General features: G+C 54.1%; 18 protein-coding genes. 3 read left to right on the top strand and 15 right to left on the bottom strand.

Translation table 11 applies throughout. The features are described 5' to 3' along the window. Nucleotides 1–6 precede the first annotated feature (6 nt). The 11 genes from smc to KJW29_RS07335 all read right to left on the bottom strand — a co-directional run bounded on the left by smc (nt 7) and on the right by KJW29_RS07335 (nt 11,749). Nucleotides 7–3,594 carry a chromosome segregation protein SMC gene (gene smc, locus KJW29_RS07385; RefSeq protein ID WP_214629291.1) on the bottom strand — a complete coding sequence of 1,196 codons (3,588 nt, stop codon included), beginning with the start codon at nt 3,592–3,594 and terminating at the stop codon, nt 7–9. Nucleotides 3,595–3,791: 197 nt separating this feature from the next. Then, on the bottom strand, nt 3,792–4,499 hold the full coding sequence (gene rnc / locus KJW29_RS07380; protein WP_087572612.1) for a ribonuclease III: 708 nt from the start codon (nt 4,497–4,499) through the stop codon (nt 3,792–3,794). Beyond that, nucleotides 4,489–5,730: a beta-ketoacyl-ACP synthase II gene (gene fabF / locus KJW29_RS07375; protein ID WP_214629290.1), complete on the bottom strand. Its 1,242-nt coding sequence runs from the start codon at nt 5,728–5,730 to the stop codon at nt 4,489–4,491. The genes rnc and fabF overlap by 11 nt, the downstream gene beginning before the upstream one ends. A gap of 197 nt (nt 5,731–5,927) precedes the next feature. Then, nucleotides 5,928–6,161, bottom strand: a complete 234-nt coding sequence (gene acpP / locus KJW29_RS07370; protein WP_087572610.1) for an acyl carrier protein — start codon at nt 6,159–6,161, stop codon at nt 5,928–5,930. A 148-nt stretch (nt 6,162–6,309) separates the two neighbouring features. Beyond that, nucleotides 6,310–7,065 carry a 3-oxoacyl-[acyl-carrier-protein] reductase gene (gene fabG, locus KJW29_RS07365; RefSeq protein ID WP_087572609.1) on the bottom strand — a complete coding sequence of 252 codons (756 nt, stop codon included), beginning with the start codon at nt 7,063–7,065 and terminating at the stop codon, nt 6,310–6,312. Between the two features lie 53 nt (nt 7,066–7,118). After that, entirely contained in the window at nt 7,119–8,066 is a 948-nt protein-coding gene (fabD, locus tag KJW29_RS07360) for an ACP S-malonyltransferase (protein ID WP_214629289.1), read from the bottom strand. Nucleotides 8,067–8,096: 30 nt separating this feature from the next. Next, nucleotides 8,097–9,083 carry a beta-ketoacyl-ACP synthase III gene (locus KJW29_RS07355; RefSeq protein WP_087572607.1) on the bottom strand — a complete coding sequence of 329 codons (987 nt, stop codon included), beginning with the start codon at nt 9,081–9,083 and terminating at the stop codon, nt 8,097–8,099. Between the two features lie 9 nt (nt 9,084–9,092). Further along, on the bottom strand, nt 9,093–10,082 hold the full coding sequence (gene plsX / locus KJW29_RS07350) for a phosphate acyltransferase PlsX (RefSeq protein WP_214629288.1): 990 nt from the start codon (nt 10,080–10,082) through the stop codon (nt 9,093–9,095). Then, on the bottom strand, nt 10,066–10,662 hold the full coding sequence (gene fapR, locus KJW29_RS07345) for a transcription factor FapR (protein ID WP_179215988.1): 597 nt from the start codon (nt 10,660–10,662) through the stop codon (nt 10,066–10,068). The genes plsX and fapR overlap by 17 nt, the downstream gene beginning before the upstream one ends. A 280-nt stretch (nt 10,663–10,942) precedes the next feature. Then, a complete protein-coding gene (gene rpmF, locus KJW29_RS07340) occupies nt 10,943–11,116 on the bottom strand; it encodes a 50S ribosomal protein L32 (protein WP_015845071.1) in 174 nt (57 codons plus the stop codon). Between the two features lie 108 nt (nt 11,117–11,224). Next, nucleotides 11,225–11,749: a YceD family protein gene (locus KJW29_RS07335; protein ID WP_214629287.1), complete on the bottom strand. Its 525-nt coding sequence runs from the start codon at nt 11,747–11,749 to the stop codon at nt 11,225–11,227. Between the two features lie 179 nt (nt 11,750–11,928). Here KJW29_RS07335 and KJW29_RS07330 point away from each other — a divergent pair, with 179 nt between their 5' ends. Beyond that, complete coding sequence (locus KJW29_RS07330) at nt 11,929–13,170, top strand: nucleotidyltransferase (protein ID WP_214629286.1); 1,242 nt, start codon at nt 11,929–11,931, stop codon at nt 13,168–13,170. A 66-nt stretch (nt 13,171–13,236) separates the two neighbouring features. On the opposite strand, the gene KJW29_RS07325 is transcribed toward KJW29_RS07330, so the two are convergent. Then, nucleotides 13,237–14,022, bottom strand: coding sequence for a S16 family serine protease (locus KJW29_RS07325; protein WP_214629285.1), 786 nt, complete (start codon nt 14,020–14,022; stop codon nt 13,237–13,239). A 113-nt stretch (nt 14,023–14,135) separates the two neighbouring features. Between KJW29_RS07325 and KJW29_RS07320 the strand changes: the two genes are divergently transcribed. Next, the gene (locus KJW29_RS07320; RefSeq protein ID WP_214629284.1) at nt 14,136–15,416 is read left to right on the top strand and encodes a nucleoside recognition domain-containing protein; all 1,281 of its coding nucleotides are present in this window, start codon (nt 14,136–14,138) and stop codon (nt 15,414–15,416) included. A 78-nt stretch (nt 15,417–15,494) separates the two neighbouring features. Here the strand turns inward: KJW29_RS07320 and coaD are convergent, their stop codons facing one another. From coaD to KJW29_RS07305, 3 genes are all read right to left on the bottom strand, one after another. Continuing rightward, on the bottom strand, nt 15,495–16,052 hold the full coding sequence (gene coaD / locus KJW29_RS07315) for a pantetheine-phosphate adenylyltransferase (protein WP_281426340.1): 558 nt from the start codon (nt 16,050–16,052) through the stop codon (nt 15,495–15,497). After that, nucleotides 16,036–16,635, bottom strand: coding sequence for a 16S rRNA (guanine(966)-N(2))-methyltransferase RsmD (gene rsmD / locus KJW29_RS07310; RefSeq protein WP_246608630.1), 600 nt, complete (start codon nt 16,633–16,635; stop codon nt 16,036–16,038). The genes coaD and rsmD overlap by 17 nt, the downstream gene beginning before the upstream one ends. Nucleotides 16,636–16,962: 327 nt before the next feature. Continuing rightward, entirely contained in the window at nt 16,963–17,352 is a 390-nt protein-coding gene (locus KJW29_RS07305) for a DNA-directed RNA polymerase subunit alpha C-terminal domain-containing protein (RefSeq protein ID WP_214629282.1), read from the bottom strand. Nucleotides 17,353–17,553: 201 nt separating this feature from the next. On the opposite strand from KJW29_RS07305, the gene KJW29_RS07300 reads away from it, so the two are divergent. Next, entirely contained in the window at nt 17,554–18,030 is a 477-nt protein-coding gene (locus KJW29_RS07300) for a ferritin-like domain-containing protein (RefSeq protein WP_214629281.1), read from the top strand. Nucleotides 18,031–18,344: the final 314 nt, after the last annotated feature.

Raw genomic sequence — 18,344 nt, 5'->3', positions numbered from 1 at the left:
CCGAGCTTAGGCCGACACCGGTTCTTCGTCTTCCCCGTCCTCTTCCAGTCTCACCGAGACGAGCTTGGACACGCCGCCTTCCTCCATCGTCACGCCGTAGAGGACGTCGGCTTCTTCCATCGTGCCTTTGCGGTGCGTAACCACGATAAATTGGGTGAGCCCGGAGAACTCGCGCAGATACTGCGCGAATCTTGCCACATTGGCCTCGTCCAGCGCCGCCTCAACCTCATCGAGCACGCAGAACGGCACAGGCTTGACCTGCAAAATGGCAAACAACAGCGCGATCGCTGTAAGAGCGCGCTCGCCGCCGGAGAGCAACTGCAGATTTTGCAGTTTTTTGCCCGGCGGCTGAGCGACGATGTCGATCCCCGTATCCAGCACCCGATCCGGATCCACGAGCACGAGATCGGCGCGTCCGCCGCCGAACAGCTTGCCAAACACGACGACAAAATGTTTGCGGATCGCCTCGAACGTCGTCCGGAACCGCTTGGACATCTCGTCGTCCATCTCTTTGATAACCTGGTAAAGCGCCGTTTTCGCGTCGATCAAGTCGTTTTTCTGTTCCGAGAGGAACTCGTAACGTTCCTTTACGCGCTCGTATTCTTCGATGGCGCCCAAATTGACCTCGCCAAGCGACGATATTTTACGCTTTAACTCGCGCACTTCGACCTGCGTTCCCTGCACATCCTCCGGCACCGGATATTGCTCCTTGGCCAACTCGTAGCTCAGCTCGTACTCCTCGCTGAGCTTGCGCAGCAGATTGTCCAGCTCCACGTCCTGCCGGTTCAGCGCAATCTCCGTCTGACGCATGGCATCCTCGACTACGCGCAGTTGGGCGCGCTGCTCTTTCGTCTCGCTCTCGCCTTTGTCGAGCTCGGTAATCCGATGCGCGCGGGCAGCGCGCTTAAGATCCGTCTGTTCCGCGCAATTCGTTTTCCTAATGCGCAGGTCGTTGAGCTGAGCAATCTGCGCCACGCTTTCTTCGCTGTGACGGACCAGTTCTTCTTCCTGCTGAGCGGATACCGATCGCAGATTGGCGAGCTCCTGCTTCGCCCGGCCAATATCGCTGCGCACGCGGTTCGCCTGATCCTCGAAGCTCATCTTCTCCTGATCGGTCTTGGCGACGGCAATCTTTAGATCCGTCAATTGAACCTGGAGCTCTTCCTTGGCGGATTCGCTCGCCTTGCGCCGCTCTTCCGCCATTCGGATCGCTTCCTGCAATCTGGCCTCGTCATTTACAAGACCCTCCAGCCGCTCTTCCGCTTCCTTCGCCATCTTGCTGAGCTGCTCGCGTTCATTCGACTGCGACGTCAGCTCGGAGGCGGACATGGAGCGCTGCTCCGTAAGCAGCTTCTCCTCCGACTTTACTTGCTGAAGCTCGGATCGGATACCTTGCTCGTCAATCCGGCATTTTTCCGCTTGGGCGCGCAGATCTTCCACGTTCTGCGAACGGATCGACTGCTCTTTGCGCAGATCGCTTAATTTCGCCTTCAACTGCGCCACTGTTGTCTCTGCTTCCTTGATCTCTGCGTTAAGCGATTCGATCTGACGACCGCGGCCGAGCAGGCTCGCCCCGCGTTTCTGCAGACTGCCGCCAGTCATGGAACCGCCGGCATTTACGACGTCTCCTTCCAGCGTAACGACACGGAATCGGTATTGACATCTTGATGCTATCCGGTTCGCTTGCTCCAGCGTCTCTGCAAGCAGAACGTTGCCGAGAAGATTGTTTACGATCGCCTGGTAGCGCTCGTCGCAGCCAACCAATTCCGCCGCGACTCCTACGAACCCGTCCTCTGATTGGAAGGATCGTCTGTCATGCTCCGGCACCATTCGGCCGCGAATGACGTCCAACGGCAAGAATGTTGCCCGCCCCAGCTGGCGCTGCTTCAGGAAACCGATCGCCGCACGCGCCGAACGTTCGTCTTCCATGACGATATGCTGCAACGCCCCTCCGAGGGCGGTCTCCACCGCAACCTCGATGCGTTGAGGCACGCGAATGAGCTCCGCAACGGCGCCATGAACGCCGGCTATGCCGCCGGAACCGCGCCGCGCGGCTTTAAGAACTTCCTTAACGCCTTGCATAAAGCCGTCCAACGCGTCTTGCATTTCCTTCATCGTATCGCGTCTGGATATATGGCTGTCCAGCCGCTGCTCCCACTTCCGGATCGCTGCCATAACTTCATCCAGGCCAGACGCAACGGCTTTGCTGCCTTCCGTCTCTTCAAGCATGCGGTTCCTCGCGTTCTCGAGTGCCGTCAGCGTGGATTGGAGTCCTTTCTCCAACACAGCCTTACGCTCCTCCAGCCGTGCTTGTTGCTCCGTCCACTTGGATTCGTCGTCGTTTAACCTCTCCATCCGACGTTGCAGCGTTTCTTGTTGCTGGGCGGCATACCTGATTTCGTTGCGCGTCTGCGCCATTGCGCTCAGTACGTCAAGCAGCTCGCTCTTGAGCTTCTCTTCGGCGTCGACAACCGCACCGCCCGCTACGCCAAGAAGATTCGATTCTTCGGCCGCGAGCTTGACGCGCAGATCCGCCAGAGAAAGCTCCAGCGCCGCCGCTTTGCTGCGAAAATCCGCCTCTTCCTGCGTCAGAGCGACGATTCTGGCATCCTGTACCGCGATCGACTCTTCCAATCCGCGTTTGTTGTTTTCCAGGTTGCGCTTGCGCTCCTTAAGCACCTCGCCGTAGCCCTCGCATTTCTCCACGTCTTCGCTTAGCTGAAGCATAGAAGCATGAAGCTCGTCCAATTGTAGCTCTATCTCCCGCAATTGTTGCCGGTCTTGCTCCAGATGCGCATCATGCTTGCTGACGACCGTGGACAGCTTAAGCTGCTCTTCCTGCAGCTTCTCCAGCTTGTCCGTCGCTTCCGACCAGGCGCGGTGCACCGTCTCGATATTATGTACGTACATCGAAATCTCTTTGGTCTTCAGCTCTTCCTTCAGCGCCTTAAAGTGGACGGCTTTCTCCGACTGCTTGCGCAGCGGCTCCACCTGATCCTCCAGCTCCGATACAAGGTCGTGAATGCGGAGCAGATTCTGCTCCGTCTCGTCGAGCTTCTTCTGCGCTTCCCGCTTGCGCGACTTGTACTTCACGATGCCGGAAGCTTCCTCGAAGATGCCGCGGCGATCCTCGGAGCGCGTGCTCAGAATTTCCTCGATACGGCCTTGTCCGATAATGGAATAAGCTTCTTTGCCGATGCCAGTATCCATGAAAAGCTCAGTTATATCCTTTAATCTGCATGGCTGCTTGTTAATCAAATATTCGCTGTCGCCGCTCCGGTGTACCCGGCGCGTGACCGTTACTTCATTATATTCCAGCGGGAGAGCCCCGTCCCCATTGTCCAGCGTCAACGAAACCTCGCTGTAGTTGACCGCTTTGCGCGCGTCGCTGCCAGCGAAGATAATGTCTTCCATCTTGCCGCCGCGAAGACTCTTCGCGCTTTGCTCGCCGAGCACCCAACGGATACCGTCGGAGATATTGCTTTTGCCCGAGCCGTTCGGTCCGACAACCGCCGTAATGCCGGTGACGAATTCCATCTCCGTCTTATCGGCGAAGGACTTAAAGCCCGCTAATTCAATCCGTTTCAGAAACATGACTTGGGTTTCACCTCACCCCACATTGTAACATATTTTCATGAATTGCGTTACTCCTTTCCGGCTTCGTCAAGCCCCTTTTCGGGACAATTGCCGTCTGCGAAACTTCGCTGACATCAACAAACCGCCGGATCGCTGCGATCCGGCGGTTTGTCCTGCAACTATGCATCCACACGACATAGAAGAACGTCAGCCATTTACTTGTCTGCATCCAGAGCCAGCCCGTTCCACGCCTCGGCGGCGGAGCGCTGCTCGGCTTCCTTCTTGGTGCGGCCGGCTCCGAGGCCGTAACGTTCCTCGCCCAAGTACACCTCGACGATGAACTCCCGGTCGTGGGCGGGTCCGCGTTCCTCGACGACCCGGTATTCCACCGGTCCGAGACCGTAATGCTGCGCGCGCTCCTGCAGCTTTGATTTCGCGTCCTTCATCAGCAGACCAAAGTCGCCCGACTCGATATGCGGGAACATGTGCTCCGACAGGAAGTCGCGTGTCCGCTCGATGCCGAAGTCCAGGAAGATCGCGCCGACGAATGATTCGAACAAGTCGGCAAGCAGCGCCTGCCGCTGACGCCCGCCGAGCTGCTCCTCGCCCCGTCCGAGCAGAACATGCTTGCCAAGCTCCAGTCGTTCGGCGAACATGGCCAGCGACGGCTCGCAAACAACGGAAGCGCGCATCCGTGTCAGCTCGCCCTCAGGACGCTTGGGATATGTAGAGAACAGATACTCCGATACAAGCAATTGCAAGACGGCGTCGCCGAGAAATTCCAGCCGCTCATTGTCTTGCACGGAGCCGCGCTTATGTTCGTTGACATACGACGTGTGGGTAAAAGCCTGTCTTAGCAGCCTGCTGCGTTTGAAATCGAGCTGCAGCTTTCGCTGCAGCTCGTCAAAATTATCATGCTTCATACGCCTTCATCACAATCGTGGCATTATGCCCGCCGAAGCCGAACGAATTGGACAGCGCCGTACGGACATTCGCCTTGCGCGGCGTGTTCGGAACGTAGTCCAGATCCAGCTCCGGATCCTGATTGTCCAAGTTGATGGTCGGAGCGATGACGCCATTCTGCAGCGTAAGCGCCAAAATAACGGCTTCTACTCCCCCTGCTGCGCCGAGCAGATGGCCCGTCATGGACTTCGTCGAGCTGACGGCCAGCTTGTACGCATGATCGCCGAAAGTCTTCTTGATCGCAGTTGTCTCCGAGCGGTCGCCAACCGGTGTCGATGTTCCGTGAGCGTTAATGTAATCGACCTCTGACGGCTCGATCCCGGCATCGCGCAGCGCCTTGACCATACAGCGCGCAGCGCCGTCCGGATCCGGCTCCGTCATATGATGAGCGTCGCCGCTCATGCCATAACCGATCACTTCCGCGTAGATCTTCGCTCCTCGAGCCTTCGCATGTTCCAGCGATTCCAGCACGAGCACGCCGGCTCCTTCACCCATCACAAAGCCGTCCCGATCGACATCGAACGGCCGGCTCGCCTTTTCGGGCTCATCGTTGCGAGTCGACATCGCGCGCATGGAGCAGAAGCCCGCCATGCCCGTCGGGCGAATCGTCGCTTCCGCGCCGCCGGCGATCATCACGTCAGCGTCGCCTCTCTGGATCAATTTGTAAGAGTCTCCGATGGAATGGGTGCCGGTCGCGCAAGCCGTTACCGCCGTGCTGTTGGGCCCCTTAGCTCCCGTCAGCATGGACACTTGACCGGAAGCCATGTTCGCGATCATCATCGGGATGAAGAACGGGCTCACTCGCTTGGGTCCCTTCTCCAGAAGAACATTATGCTGATCCTCCCAAGTGCCCAGACCGCCGATGCCGGAACCGATCATCACGCCCACGCGTTCGGCGTCGGCGTTAACCCCGATATCCAGACCGGAATTCTCAACGGCCAGCTTGCTCGCCACGGATGCAAACTGCACGAAGCGGTCCATCCTGCGCGCTTCCTTGCGATCAATGCCGTAATCCTCCGGATTGAAGTTTTTCACTTCCGCGGCGATTCGAGTCGGATATTCGGAGAAGTCAAACGCTTCAACGACGGATACGCCCGATTTGCCTTCCAGCAGGTTGTTCCAGAATTGTTCGATGTCAGAACCGAGCGAGGTCATTACCCCCATGCCCGTCACGACTACTCTATGTTTCATTCCATTCACCTCAGCAACAGACATATCACGGCATCTCGTCCGTGTAATACTATATAAATAGCGATTAAGCTACATTGTAGCGGTTAAGGCGATACGAACGCCTCTTGGGCAGTACGGTTCGGTTCATAAGCCAGTGACGATAAAAGCGCTTAACATGGAAGAGAAGTCCCGCTCCTTGAAACGGGACTTGTCCATCCTTAGGTATGAGATTGTATGTAAGTTACAACTTCTCCCACCGTCGTGATTTTCTCTGCATCTTCGTCAGAGATTTCCATATCAAACTCGTCTTCCAGCTCCATGACCAATTCTACTACGTCAAGAGAGTCAGCGCCGAGGTCATCTTTAAAGGAAGCTTCGAGCGTGACTTCTGCTTCGTCTACGCCAAGGCGGTCGATGACAATACGTTTAACGCGATCTACTACTTCGGACATCCGGTTCACCTCCTCCACCGTATTATACGAGAATTACATGCAAAATACCATCTTTACCTTACCAAGGTTGTTCAAAAAGTACGCTTCCCATTACGAAGTAACTCTAGAAGTCTACACGACGTCGAATATTGAATTCAGCCGGACTCTCTTACATGTACATGCCGCCGTCTATATGGACGGTTTGGCCGGTCATGTATGCGGCTGCATCGGATGCCAGAAATCTTACCGCGTTCGCGATATCGGCTGGATCGCCGAGGCGCGCCAGCGGAATTTGGCCGGACAGGGCTGTCTTCGTTTCCTCCGGCAGCTTGTCCGTCATATCCGTCTGGATAAAGCCCGGAGCCACGCAGTTCACCGTAATGCCGCGCGATGAAAGCTCGCGAGCGCTGGCTTTCGTCAGACCGATGACGCCGGCTTTCGCAGCTACATAATTGGCTTGACCGGGATTGCCCAGTACCCCGACAACGGACGAAATATTGATGATCCGGCCGGAACGTTGCTTCATCATATGGCGAGTTACAGCCTTCACGCCGTTAAAGACTCCTTTGAGGTTCGTCTCGATGACTTCATCGAACTCCTCTTCCTTCATGCGCATAATTAAATTATCTCTTGTAATGCCCGCGTTATTCACCAGAATGTCGAGTCCGCCAAGCTGCTCGATCGTGTCTTTGACCATGGCATCGAATTCGCTGGTCTTGCCGACATTCGCCTTCACAATGATTGCGCGGCGTCCCAATTCCTCTATCGCCTTCGCCGTCTCGGCTGCGGCAGCTTCGCTGCCGGAATAGTTGACAGCCACGTCGGCGCCAGCCTCGGCCAGCGCGATCGCGATCGCTCGTCCGATTCCGCGGGAAGCACCTGTTACGAGCGCTTTTTTGCCCTCCAGGCTTGCAAATACCGTCATACCTTTCCCCTCCTTTAACGAATTCAACATCTATCCTGAGCGAGCGCTCATCGTTATGATTGGTTCACTTGAATATCCTCTTGAAGTGCTTCTAGCGATGCCAGGCTGTTTACGGATAATACGCGTACGCTGCGGTCGATCTTCTTGATCAAACCCGCCAGCACCGTGCCGGAGCCGATCTCGACGAAAGTGTCAACGCCTTGGTCGATCAGATAACGAACGCTGTCCTCCCACAAGACGGGAGAATAAACTTGCTCCACGAGCAAATGACGGATGTCAGCCGCTGCCGTTACCGCTGTAGCCGTCACGTTCGCGACGACCGGCACAGCCGCGTCGTTTAGCGCGATACCGGCAAGTTTCTCGCCGAGACGCTCCGCCGCAGGTTTCATGAGCGAGGAATGGAAGGGTCCGCTTACTTCCAGCGGAATGACGCGCTTGGCGCCGGCTTCCTTGCCGCGTTCCACAACCGCTTGCACGCCGGTCGCGGTTCCGGAGATTACAATCTGACCCGGGCAATTGATATTGGCCAGCTCAACAGCCGTACCGCTTGCCGTAACGTCTCCGCACAGCTTCGCCAGATCCTCGCGTTCGCCGCCAAGAACGGCCGCCATTGCGCCAAGTCCGCCAGGAACGGCATGCTCCATGTATTCTCCTCGTGCGCGTACGGTCGAAACCGCGTCCTCGAAGCCGATAACGCCGGCTGCGACCAAGGCGCTGTATTCGCCCAGACTATGACCTGCTACGTAATCCGGCGCAAGTCCGCTTTCCTTCAACAGCTCCAGATAGGCAACGCTAACCGTCAACAATGCAGGCTGCGTATTGGCCGTCTGTTTCAGCACCTCTTCGGGTCCCTCAAAAATCAATTTCGTCAGATCGAAGCCCAGCGCTTCGTTCGCTCTCTCGAACACGGAACGCGCCGCTTCATTCGCCTCGAAGGCGTCCTTGCCCATTCCCACTGCCTGGGCGCCTTGCCCAGGAAACACAAAAGCAGTTTTCCCCACGACTGTTCCCCCCATGACAGATCTATATCATTACCAAATAAGGACGGATGAACCCCATGTCAAGCCGCCTCCGAAACCGACGAGCACCATGCAATCGCCTGGTTTGACACGGTCTTGCTCCACGGCTTCCGCCAGCGCAACAGGGATCGATGCGGCGGACATATTGCCGTACTTGTCGAGATTGATCATCGCTTTCTCCTCCGGCAAGTTCAGCCGGTTAAGGGCGGATTGGATGATACGAATATTCGCCTGATGCGGGACGAGCAGATCGACGTCTTCCTTGGTCTTGCCAGCCTTCGCCAGCGCGTCCTCGGCCGCGCTGCCCATAATGCGCACCGCGAACTTGAATACATCATTGCCCGCCATATAAATATAATGCTGCTTCTCTTCAATAGAAGCTGCGGATGCAGGCAGACGCGAGCCTCCGCCTCCGACCTTAAGCAGCTCTCCTCCGCTTCCGTCGGCTCCAAGCTCGAACGACAGGAATCCGCGTCCTTGTTCTACGGGACCCAGCACGACGGCGCCGGCGCCATCGCCGAACAGGATACAAGTATTGCGATCGCTGTAATCGGTGATGCGGGACAACGTCTCCGCGCCAACGACGAGCACATGCTTGTACATGCCCGTTGCGATCATGTTCGTGGCTGTTGCCAGTCCGTAGATAAAGCCGGAGCATGCAGCCGACAAGTCGAACGCCGCAGCCTTCTTGGCGCCCAGCTTGTTCTGCAGCAGGCACGCAGTGGACGGAAAGAACATGTCGGGCGTGATCGTCGCCACAAGAATCAGATCCAATTCCTCCGCTGTGACTCCAGCCGCAGCTATTGCGCGCTTGGCAGCTTCGTAAGCGAGATCGGACGTCGCTTCCGCAACGTCTGCGATGCGACGCTCGCGAATGCCCGTCCGCGTAACGATCCACTCGTCGTTCGTTTCCACCATTTGTTCCAATTCATGATTCGTAAGAATACGCTCGGGCACGTATTTGCCCGTGCCGATAATGCCGACAGGCTGCAAACTCATCGTACACACTCACTTCCCGTTGATTTCTGCGGTAATCGAGTCGATTAACTTCGCTTGTAGCGCGACTCTCGCCTGACGGACCGCGTTTTTGACCGCTACGACATCAGATGATCCATGGCATTTCACTACAAGTCCATTAAGGCCGAGCAGCGGAGCGCCTCCATGTTCCTTGTAATCCATTTTCTTCTTAAGCTGCTTCAACCTCGGCAGCATGATCGCAGCTGCCATCTTCGTCAATAACGATTGTCCAAACGCATCCTTCAGCGATGTAAAGATGGTTCCAGCTGCGCCCTCCATCGCCTTAAGCATGATATTGCCCGCGAAGCCGTCGCAGATCAGCACGTCGCAGTTGCGGTTAAGGACATCCCGCGCCTCCACGTTGCCGATGAAGTGAATGGGGGCTTTCTCCAGCAATTCGAACGTCGCCTTGGAAATTTCGTTGCCCTTCATCGCTTCCGTTCCGACGTTCAGCAGCCCGACCCTCGGCTTATCCATTCCATGAACCTTGGCTCGGTAGATGCTGCCCATTATGGCGTACTGGAGCAAATGCTCCGGCTTCGCATCCATGTTGGCGCCTAGATCGAGCGCCAGTACGCCCTTGTCGTCCATCGTGGGCATCATGGGCGCCAACGCCGGCCGTTCAATTCCTTCCATGCGGCCTACAACAAGCAATCCGGTAGCCATCAGCGCGCCGGTATTGCCAGCAGACAACATCGCCTCCGCATGCCCTTCCTTCACGAGCGTTCCAGCGACCACCATGGAAGCGCCTTTTTTTCTTCGCACCGCACGAACGGGTTCGTCATCTGGTCCGATTACGTCATCCGCGTGGTGAATGGTCACGTTGTCGGGCTTGGCCCCTCCGAACAGCGGCTCAATCGCCGCCGTATCTCCGACCAGCAGCAGCTCCGTATCCGGCCACTCCGCGGCAGCTTCGAGTGCACCCTTTACGATTAGATCCGGCGCGTGGTCCCCGCCCATGGCGTCAATCGCGATTCGCATGGTCCTCGCCCCCTTTATCCTCTGAATTTCCTGCTGATCTGAAAATGACGAAATTGCCTTGGAACACCATTTCGTCCCCTACATAAGTGAACAGCTCCACCTTGGACTTGCTCCGTTCTCCGGAGATGGAGCGGACGTATGCCTTCGCGATACACTTCTCGCCCAGCCGCACGGGACGAACGAAGCGGATATCCGCTGTCACCGTCAGCGCGATGGCGTCATTGATCACCGCCACGGCCAGCGAATTCGCTTGAGCGAACACATGATGTCCGCGGGCGATGGACGTTCTGGAAAATACATGCTCTTCGCGAATTTCGAAAATCGAGATGCCGCTCTTATCGAGCTCCAGATCCACGATCTCCCCGATCACCTCGTGCAACGGCAGCGACTTGACGGAATCATAGGAACGCTCCGCCATCAGCTTCATCCGTTCCCTGAGCTCGGGAATGCCAAGCTCCATCCGGTCTAGCCTGATCGTCTGGATACTCACCTTGAGCAGACGAGTCAATTCCCTGTCCGTAATGAAGGGATTCTCATCTATATATTGGGACAGCTGCTGATGCCGCTGCCGTTTGGGCATTCGTTCCATGATCGGCACCGCCTCCCGCGCTTCTTAAAGTTATATGTATAGGAGCTCATTTTATCACCTGGTACTAAAACAGTATATAAAAAAAACTCGTCCCGCGCAATGCGAATGACAAAAACCTCCTGATCCAGCTCTTCACGGAGATGCAACAGCCCTGCACTAGCGCAAGGTGAAACGATTGACGCCGTCCTCTGCGGGGCAACGCGATTCAATCGGAGTTCAAAAAAATAGCATCTCATCAAAGATGAGATGCTATCGTTACTCGAGTATCATCTTATTGGGAGATGATCTCTTTTGTTTTGTAATATCCGCACACTTTGCAAACGTGGTGACCCAGTTTCAGTTCTCCACACTGCTCGCATTTCACCATGCCCGGTACTGCCAGCTTGAAATGCGTACGACGTTTGTCGCGGCGAGTTTTGGATGTTCTACGTTGAGGTACTGCCATCTTTCCCACCTCCTTCACATAATGAAGTTCAAAAAGTCCAATTTTGATCACGAAGCCAAGCTACGAGGTTTACGCGACGTCGAACTTTTTGAACCCTGATTTAAAACGCTACTCTTTAAACAAATCCTTGAGAGCTGCGAAACGCGGGTCGATCTTCTCGTTTTTGCAGCTGCATGTGTGCTCATTGAGATTCTGCCCGCATACCTGGCACAGTCCCTTGCAATCCTTGTCGCAAAGCGGCGCGAACGGCATGAAGAGCAGAAGCGACTCTTCCAGATAAGGTTTCAGGTCCAGCTTGTCTCCCGCCACTTCCACGAACTCGTCGTTCTCGTCCTCGTCAGACTCTTCGTTATCCGAAAAATCCTTCTCAGTTGGTTTGAACTGCTCGTAAAATGGTATGACGGTTCGTTCCTTCGTTGGTTCAAGACAACGTGAGCACGCCAGCTCCAGATCGGCGGACAATTCTCCCTCGGCAGTTATGTAACCGTCGTGGCCCGTCACTTCAATCGATACATGAAGCGGTCCTGCATGAATCACGTCCGAACGTCCCTTGAACAGATCGTTTAAGTCAAGCTCTTCTTTAACCGTCGTCTTTAAGCCTTTAGCCATCATCTCTCGCATTTGAAACAACATATCATCACCCCAAACAAACAAAGATTATTATATCTATTCTGCTAGCGTTTTGTCAACATTTTCACGCTCTCTACTTTGCGCCCCTGCTGGATTTGCCCGAGCGAAGCTTAAGCCTGTATGTGCCAGAGGCCTTTGTGCTATAGTTGAAGGATCATCCAACGACAGCGAGGAGTCGAGGCATGCGTACCGTAGGTCTGATCGTCGAATATAACCCCTTCCACAACGGACACTCTTATCATTTGCAACAGTCGCGCAAAATAACGGAAGCCGATGCCGTCGTCGCCGTCATGAGCGGTAACTTTCTGCAGCGCGGCGAACCCGCGCTCGTCGACAAGTGGACACGAACTCGAATGGCGCTCGCCGGCGGCTGCGATCTCGTCGTCGAGCTGCCCGTCGCTTACGCGACCCAAGCAGCCGAATGGTTCGCCTACGGCGCGGTGTCCCTCCTGGAATCGACGGGAGTCGTCGACGCCTTCTGTTTCGGTACGGAGAGCGGACAACTGTCGCCCTTGCGGAGAGCCGCGGAGCTTGCGGCGCATGAACCCGAGCCGTTTAAGCGATTGCTGAAGGAACGGCTCGATACCGGTGTCGCTTATCCTCAAGCCTACAGCGGAGCGATAGCAGCATATTTGGCTCAGCAAGGCGACGAAGATTCAGCCGGCTTTTCTTTTGACCAGCCTAACCATACGCTTGGTTTGCACTATTTGATCGCCCATCGCCGTCTCGGAAGCAGGATGGAGCCTTACACGATTGCCCGGGAAAAAGCCGATTATAACCAAACGACGATAACGGACGTTCGGATCGCCAGCGCCACTGCCATCCGCAAGCTCGTGCTTGGCGAAGGTTCGTTGGCTGAAGCTGCTTCGTATGTTCCAACGTCGACTTGCAACCTCCTTGCGGAAAGCATCGAGCGAGGACTTGCCCCCGTCAGCTGGGACAACTATATTCATCCGCTCCTGCACGGCATAGTGACTAGGAGCTCGGAGCAACTGAGCCAGTTGCACGAGCTTGCCGAAGGACTGGAGAACCGCTTGCTCCAGAGCATTCCGCAGCTTGCGGATTGCACTTTCGAATCGCTGTTGGAGCAACTCAAGACGAAGCGGTATACGAGAACGAAGCTCCAACGGGCGCTGTTGTCCGTGCTGTTAGGTCATGCCAAGGATGATTTCACTGCAGAACAGCTTCGTTCAGGAACGGAATATATACGCGTGCTTGGCTTTACGGAAAAGGGCAGGGAGCTCTTGAGACGCATGAAGCGTACGGCAGCCGTTCCCGTTTTAATGAGCGCGGCACGACCGCCGCAGACTTATCGTTATCTGGAATTGGATACGGCGGCAAGCGCCGCTTATTGGCTTGGCGTTCCCGGCGCTTCCGCTGCGGATTTATATCGCGACTTCCGAGATCGCCCCATCATCGTATAATGTCCCCCGACAATGGCGGCCTTCGACCAATTCTGCGAAGCGGCTTTATCGGCGGCTTTTCTCGGCTTAACCTGTCCGATCGACCGCGAATGCCGATATAGCCTGCACTGCTTCTGCAAGTGACGACACGCCTACGATAACCGTGTCGCCGTTCAATCGTTTGGCTGTCCTGCGGGCTTCCTTTTCGTTCCCCTTGGGAACGATGAACAGATCCGCGCCGTATCCGGTGACAGACACGGTCTTCTGCTTGACGCCCCCGATCGCGCCGACATTGCCAGCGGCGTCGATCGTCCCGGTAGCCGCAATCTTTAATCCCCTGGATAGATCCTCTTGCTCCAGCAGCTCGATCGCTTGCAGCGCGAACACCAATCCGGCGGACGGTCCGCCGATCTCGTTCGCTTTTATCGTAATGGCGTCAGCCGTCTGCTCGGGAATGACAGACCCATTTTCGACACGGTATTTGATTTTCGAATAATTGTAAGCAGCTTGCAGAGCCGTATTCTGGGACCCGCTCATAATATCGTTCAACCGGTCGACATATTCGTTTTTGGTTTTCCCTCCGAACACTTGCCGCTTCCAGCGAACATCCATGTTCCGATCCACGCCGGCCTTGATCACGCCCCAAATATTTGGGGCCGTCAGCCGAACTGCCGTCAGCACAAAATCACCTTCGCCGGATGCTCCTTCATCACTGTTCGCACTTTCCAGCACGACCATGGACTCGACGGGAACCGCAATGCCAGGCTCATAGACAACATACGGAGACGGCGCGTACAACAGCAGCCACATGGCAAGAGCCGTCGCACCTCCCGCCAGCATCATGCGCCTTGCCGTAGACCACTTCTCCCCCATTTCTAATCCCCCAATTCTTCCCCCGATGCTAATGATGATGCAGGACAGGTCTAACTTTTCCAACAATCGCGTACTAATGAATGATACGGTTGTCCAAGAGGAGTTGAACGGTTATGGCCAAAACGATCATTTTCGCTGCTTTATCTTTGCTGCTCGTCGGCGCCATTATCGTGCAGCCGGATGCTTCCTTCCAAGCATCGCTTAAAGGGCTGACCGTCTGGTGGAACCTGGTATTTCCTGGTCTGCTCCCGTTTCTCATTTTATTCGAAATCATGCTAGCCTTCGGACTCGCCCACGGCATGGGAGTCCTTCTTCAGCCATCGATGAAACGATTATTCAACCTTCCAGGAGAAGCCGTAATGCCTGTTGTCATCGGCTGGCTTGGCGGCTATCCGGCAGGAGCCGAGGCGGTAGCCTCCCTTCGCAAGAGGGAGCTCGTCAATCGCAGCCAAGGGCAGCGTCTGCTCGCGCTCGCGCATATGCCGAACCCGCTATTCATGCTGGTCATCGTCGGCGCCGGCTTCTTGCAAAAGCCGCTTGCAGGCATGTTTATCGCAGGCGGCGTCTGGCTCTCCGCCATTTGGTTGACACTCCTTGGTTCCGTCTGGAGAGGAAATCGTTTGACGGAGTCGACTACCGCCCATTCGCTTGCCGATGCAGCGGGAGCAGCTGCCGAGGAGAACGGTCAGCGCTCCGAAGCTCCGCAAGGAAGCCTGCTACGGCAAGCCTCCGATGCGATGCTGCAAGGACGAATCAGCGATGGGCGCAGCCTTGGCAAGGTACTGGGAGACTCCGTCACTGTTAGCGTCCAAAGACTGATGATGGTAGGCGGCTTCATGATCATTGCTTCCATGACTGCGCGTTTGGCCGAGCCCCTGTTCGCCCCGGCGCTGAAGCTCGGACTTTCCTTCCTGGGACCAGCACTCTTTGAAGGACATCTTGGCGCTTATGCAGCTGCCGTATGGGAACTGCCTGGCACGGACCTCGCCATGGTGTGCGCGGTCATTGCAGCAGCTCTTGCGTGGGGCGGTCTCAGCGGCGTTATGCAGGCGGGATATTCGGTGTCTGGCACCGATCTGTCTTTGCTCCCTTTTGTCCTGCACCGGCTAAATCACGCCTTGCATGCCTTCATGCTCACGTTGCTACTTTGGCACCCGGCGGGCGCACTAGTTCGCCTGCTTAATCCGAATGCCAGCTTCCCGGTTATCTGGGATGGATTGTACTACGACTCTTCTTCGGGCGTCCGATTCCAGTCAGAAGCCATTGCTGCAAGCAATTTGCCAAGCTTATGGCCTTATGGAGCTGTCATTGCCGTCGTGCTTGGAGTACTGGCGCTCTGTTTGTACTGGACGCTGGTACGGTTCGCAACATCACATAAGAGCTACAGAACATAAATAAGTAATTTAAAAAATCGCATTTGATTTTAACTTTCTTTGTTTATAGAAGAAACGCGGTCGCGCCATGCGTGCCGCTTATTTTTTTCGCAATGCGATCTTTTCCTTGAGGCGCACCTCGACCTCGGGCGGTACAAGCTCGCGAACCTCTCCTTCGAACAAAGCGATTTCCTTGACGATGCTGGAGCTCAAATAAGAATATTTGGGATTCGTCATCATAAACATCGTATCGATGTCGGGATCGAGCAAATGGTTGGTCGACGCCAGCTGAAGCTCATATTCGAAATCCGTCACCGAACGAATGCCCCGTATGATGACATCCCCATTTTTGGACTTTACCAATCGAACCGTCAGATCCCGAAAGCTGTCGATCTCTACGTTGGGAAGGTCTTTGGTCACCTCGGCAAGCAGCTCCATGCGCTCTTCGACCGAGAACAAAGGGTTTTTGCTCGTATTGTTGAGAACCGCTACGACAAGCCGATCAAACTGTCTGGCCGACCGTTTAATAATATCGAGATGCCCGTAGGTCACGGGATCGAAGCTGCCTGGATAGACGGCGACTCGCTCCTTTTTGCCGACGCTTCCTTTGTTATCGAGCTCTCCGCGTTTCTGACCGTTGTCATTGTTCTTCGTCACTAGAATCTCCCCTATCGGCGCTATCATTGCTGCTTAAGTATTCGTATATGGTGACGGCCGTATCGCCGTATTTGGCTTCCCTAACCTGCCTGAACGATGCGAGCTCTTGCGGATAAGATATTTCGGCATCATGTTCCACCAGAATGACGGCGTCCTGCGCCAGCAACTCCAGCTTCGCCATCTCCGACATAAGTTCGTCCATCGTCGACATGCGGTAAGGCGGATCCAGAAATACCAGATCGAACTGGATTTTTCGCCTCGCAAGCGCCTTCAAAGCACGTTCGGCATCATTGCGATAAATCTCGACGGCCTGCTCCGCTCCTGCGGCTGCAACGTTATGACGGATGACGTCTATGCTGATTTTTTCCCGATCTACGAAAATAACCCGCTCCATGCCACGGCTCCAAGCTTCGATGCCGAGTCCGCCGGTTCCCGCGAACAGATCCAGCGCCGTCCCCCCGTCAAAGTAAGGACCGATCATGCTGAAAATAGCTTCCTTCACTTTATCCGTCGTCGGCCTCGTGTTGTTGCCAGGCACGGCCTTCAGCGGCCTGCCTTTGGCCGTTCCGGAGATGACTCTCACTCCAATTGCCCCTTTCCATGCTATCCTGCCTATCGTACCATATTTTCCTTTACCAAATAAAGAAAAGCTCACATGAGCTTTTTTTCAAAAACCGGATGTATAAACTTTCCGGAAACGGAGAAGCTATAATTATCGGCGTCGCAAGATGTCGTAGACAACCGCGGAGAAGACTTACGTTTCCCCATAAGTTCTTCGTCCGGTTTCTCCTCTCCCATGAAAAGGGCGTCCCGAAAGGGGCGCCCGATTTTTGTTGATTTTACGTGGTTTGTGGCCCGCCTGTGGGTATTTTGAACGTTTTGGGATCTAGGCTGGCCGGCGTTAAATTCATCAATCATGAGCGTCTTTTATATTCATTGTTCTTCTCAAATAGCGTTCTTTTAATCTGGCGATTGGATCGGGTTTTAATTTCGGCTTCGGAATCATTGGTTCGATCATTTGTATTTGATCCGATCCAGCAGCCCTAGAAAGTAATCCATGAACTAATTTGTAACTGTTCGGACCCAACCCGCGAATATTAATCAAGTCATAATCGTTAGAATTCAGCAAATTTCCAAGTGTGACTATCCCTGACTTTCTTAGCGCATTGACTATACGGACGAACAACTGGCTATCATCTTGTTCCATCAAAAATTGCTCAAGCGTTCTGATATCGTATTCATAGTATTCATCGGCTATAAGATGTATTTCCCGTAATGGCCGTTCCTCACTCTTCCCCATCCTCTTCACCCTTTAACTTGATGTCTTGTCATAAGTGTAGTTCGGGTGTTTGAACAATATCTATACAGTTAATTTATAAATACTAGCGATTCCGTAAGTGATCCCCATTTGGGCGAAATGGAGCGTCCTCGATACTCACATACTGGGCTTAGGTGCATATAATTGAATGTATAAATACTTACATTTCTGGAGGCTGCACTCATGCATATGGTTTATTCATATTGGTTTAGATCACAATTCATCCCCGTTTGGGCTACATCAACACAAGATGCACTTGAATTAATGAGGAATGCCGTACAAGGTGAACGAAATGATGAACTTTTTTATGACCAACTCATTAAACTTGCTCCGAACCAAGCACAAGCGGAAGTTATTAGCTCTATTCGGAACGATGAAAGAGGACATAATCAAATGTTTCGACAAATGTATAGGGAATTAACAGGACATGAAGTGATGGGAACTAGCAATGAAGTTCCGGAGAATGTTAATTCTTATATTGCCGGGTTGCAAAAAGCCTTTCAAGGTGAATTATCAGCAGTTGAAAAATATCGAAAGATATGGTTCGGTCTTCCTTATGGCATTTACAAGGATACTTTGTATGGAATTATTCTTGATGAGCAAAAACATGCGGATAAATATAATAATTTGTTGCTACACAACTTAGCTGCAAATCAGTAATAATTACTTGTACTGTTCAGTCTGTGCCGCTCAACTGTTAACTGAAACTCATGATTATTCGTCAAGATAGGTAGTTTTTCCGTATGAATGATGAACAGCGGTGGTCCAATTGGACGGAGTCGCCCGTACATTAATGTTTGTCGTGGCATATTCTGTTAATGTATCCACTACACCTATAGGGCTCGCTAATTTAATGTTAGTGGGCCCTTATTCTTTCATTCTTCGCAATATGGATCGAATCCGTTTTCGTCAAACTGAGCAACATTTTTAGATCAAGAATAGAAAACTAAAGATGGGCCTAGACTGGAGAGTAA

Source organism: Paenibacillus agaridevorans (assembly GCF_018604145.1).
In the GTDB taxonomy this organism is placed as follows: Bacteria; Bacillota; Bacilli; order Paenibacillales; family Paenibacillaceae; genus Pristimantibacillus; species Pristimantibacillus agaridevorans.
This window is presented reverse-complemented; position numbering and strand designations above follow the sequence as displayed.

Excerpts from the sequence above, each read along its gene's own strand:
- plsX (WP_214629288.1), bottom strand. The coding sequence starts at position 10,082 with ATGCGAATCGCGATTGACGCCATGGGCGGGGACCACGCGCCGGATCTA.
- fabF (WP_214629290.1), bottom strand. The coding sequence starts at position 5,730 with ATGAAACATAGAGTAGTCGTGACGGGCATGGGGGTAATGACCTCGCTC.
- KJW29_RS07305 (WP_214629282.1), bottom strand. The coding sequence starts at position 17,352 with ATGGGGAAGAGTGAGGAACGGCCATTACGGGAAATACATCTTATAGCC.
- rnc (WP_087572612.1), bottom strand. The coding sequence starts at position 4,499 with ATGAAGCATGATAATTTTGACGAGCTGCAGCGAAAGCTGCAGCTCGAT.
- fabG (WP_087572609.1), bottom strand. The coding sequence starts at position 7,065 with ATGACGGTATTTGCAAGCCTGGAGGGCAAAAAAGCGCTCGTAACAGGT.
- KJW29_RS07300 (WP_214629281.1), top strand. The coding sequence starts at position 17,554 with ATGCATATGGTTTATTCATATTGGTTTAGATCACAATTCATCCCCGTT.
- acpP (WP_087572610.1), bottom strand. The coding sequence starts at position 6,161 with ATGTCCGAAGTAGTAGATCGCGTTAAACGTATTGTCATCGACCGCCTT.
- KJW29_RS07355 (WP_087572607.1), bottom strand. The coding sequence starts at position 9,083 with ATGAGTTTGCAGCCTGTCGGCATTATCGGCACGGGCAAATACGTGCCC.
- fapR (WP_179215988.1), bottom strand. The coding sequence starts at position 10,662 with ATGCCCAAACGGCAGCGGCATCAGCAGCTGTCCCAATATATAGATGAG.
- KJW29_RS07335 (WP_214629287.1), bottom strand. The coding sequence starts at position 11,749 with ATGTTGTTTCAAATGCGAGAGATGATGGCTAAAGGCTTAAAGACGACG.
- KJW29_RS07325 (WP_214629285.1), bottom strand. The coding sequence starts at position 14,022 with ATGGGGGAGAAGTGGTCTACGGCAAGGCGCATGATGCTGGCGGGAGGT.
- rpmF (WP_015845071.1), bottom strand. The coding sequence starts at position 11,116 with ATGGCAGTACCTCAACGTAGAACATCCAAAACTCGCCGCGACAAACGT.
- KJW29_RS07320 (WP_214629284.1), top strand. The coding sequence starts at position 14,136 with ATGGCCAAAACGATCATTTTCGCTGCTTTATCTTTGCTGCTCGTCGGC.
- KJW29_RS07330 (WP_214629286.1), top strand. The coding sequence starts at position 11,929 with ATGCGTACCGTAGGTCTGATCGTCGAATATAACCCCTTCCACAACGGA.
- smc (WP_214629291.1), bottom strand. The coding sequence starts at position 3,594 with ATGTTTCTGAAACGGATTGAATTAGCGGGCTTTAAGTCCTTCGCCGAT.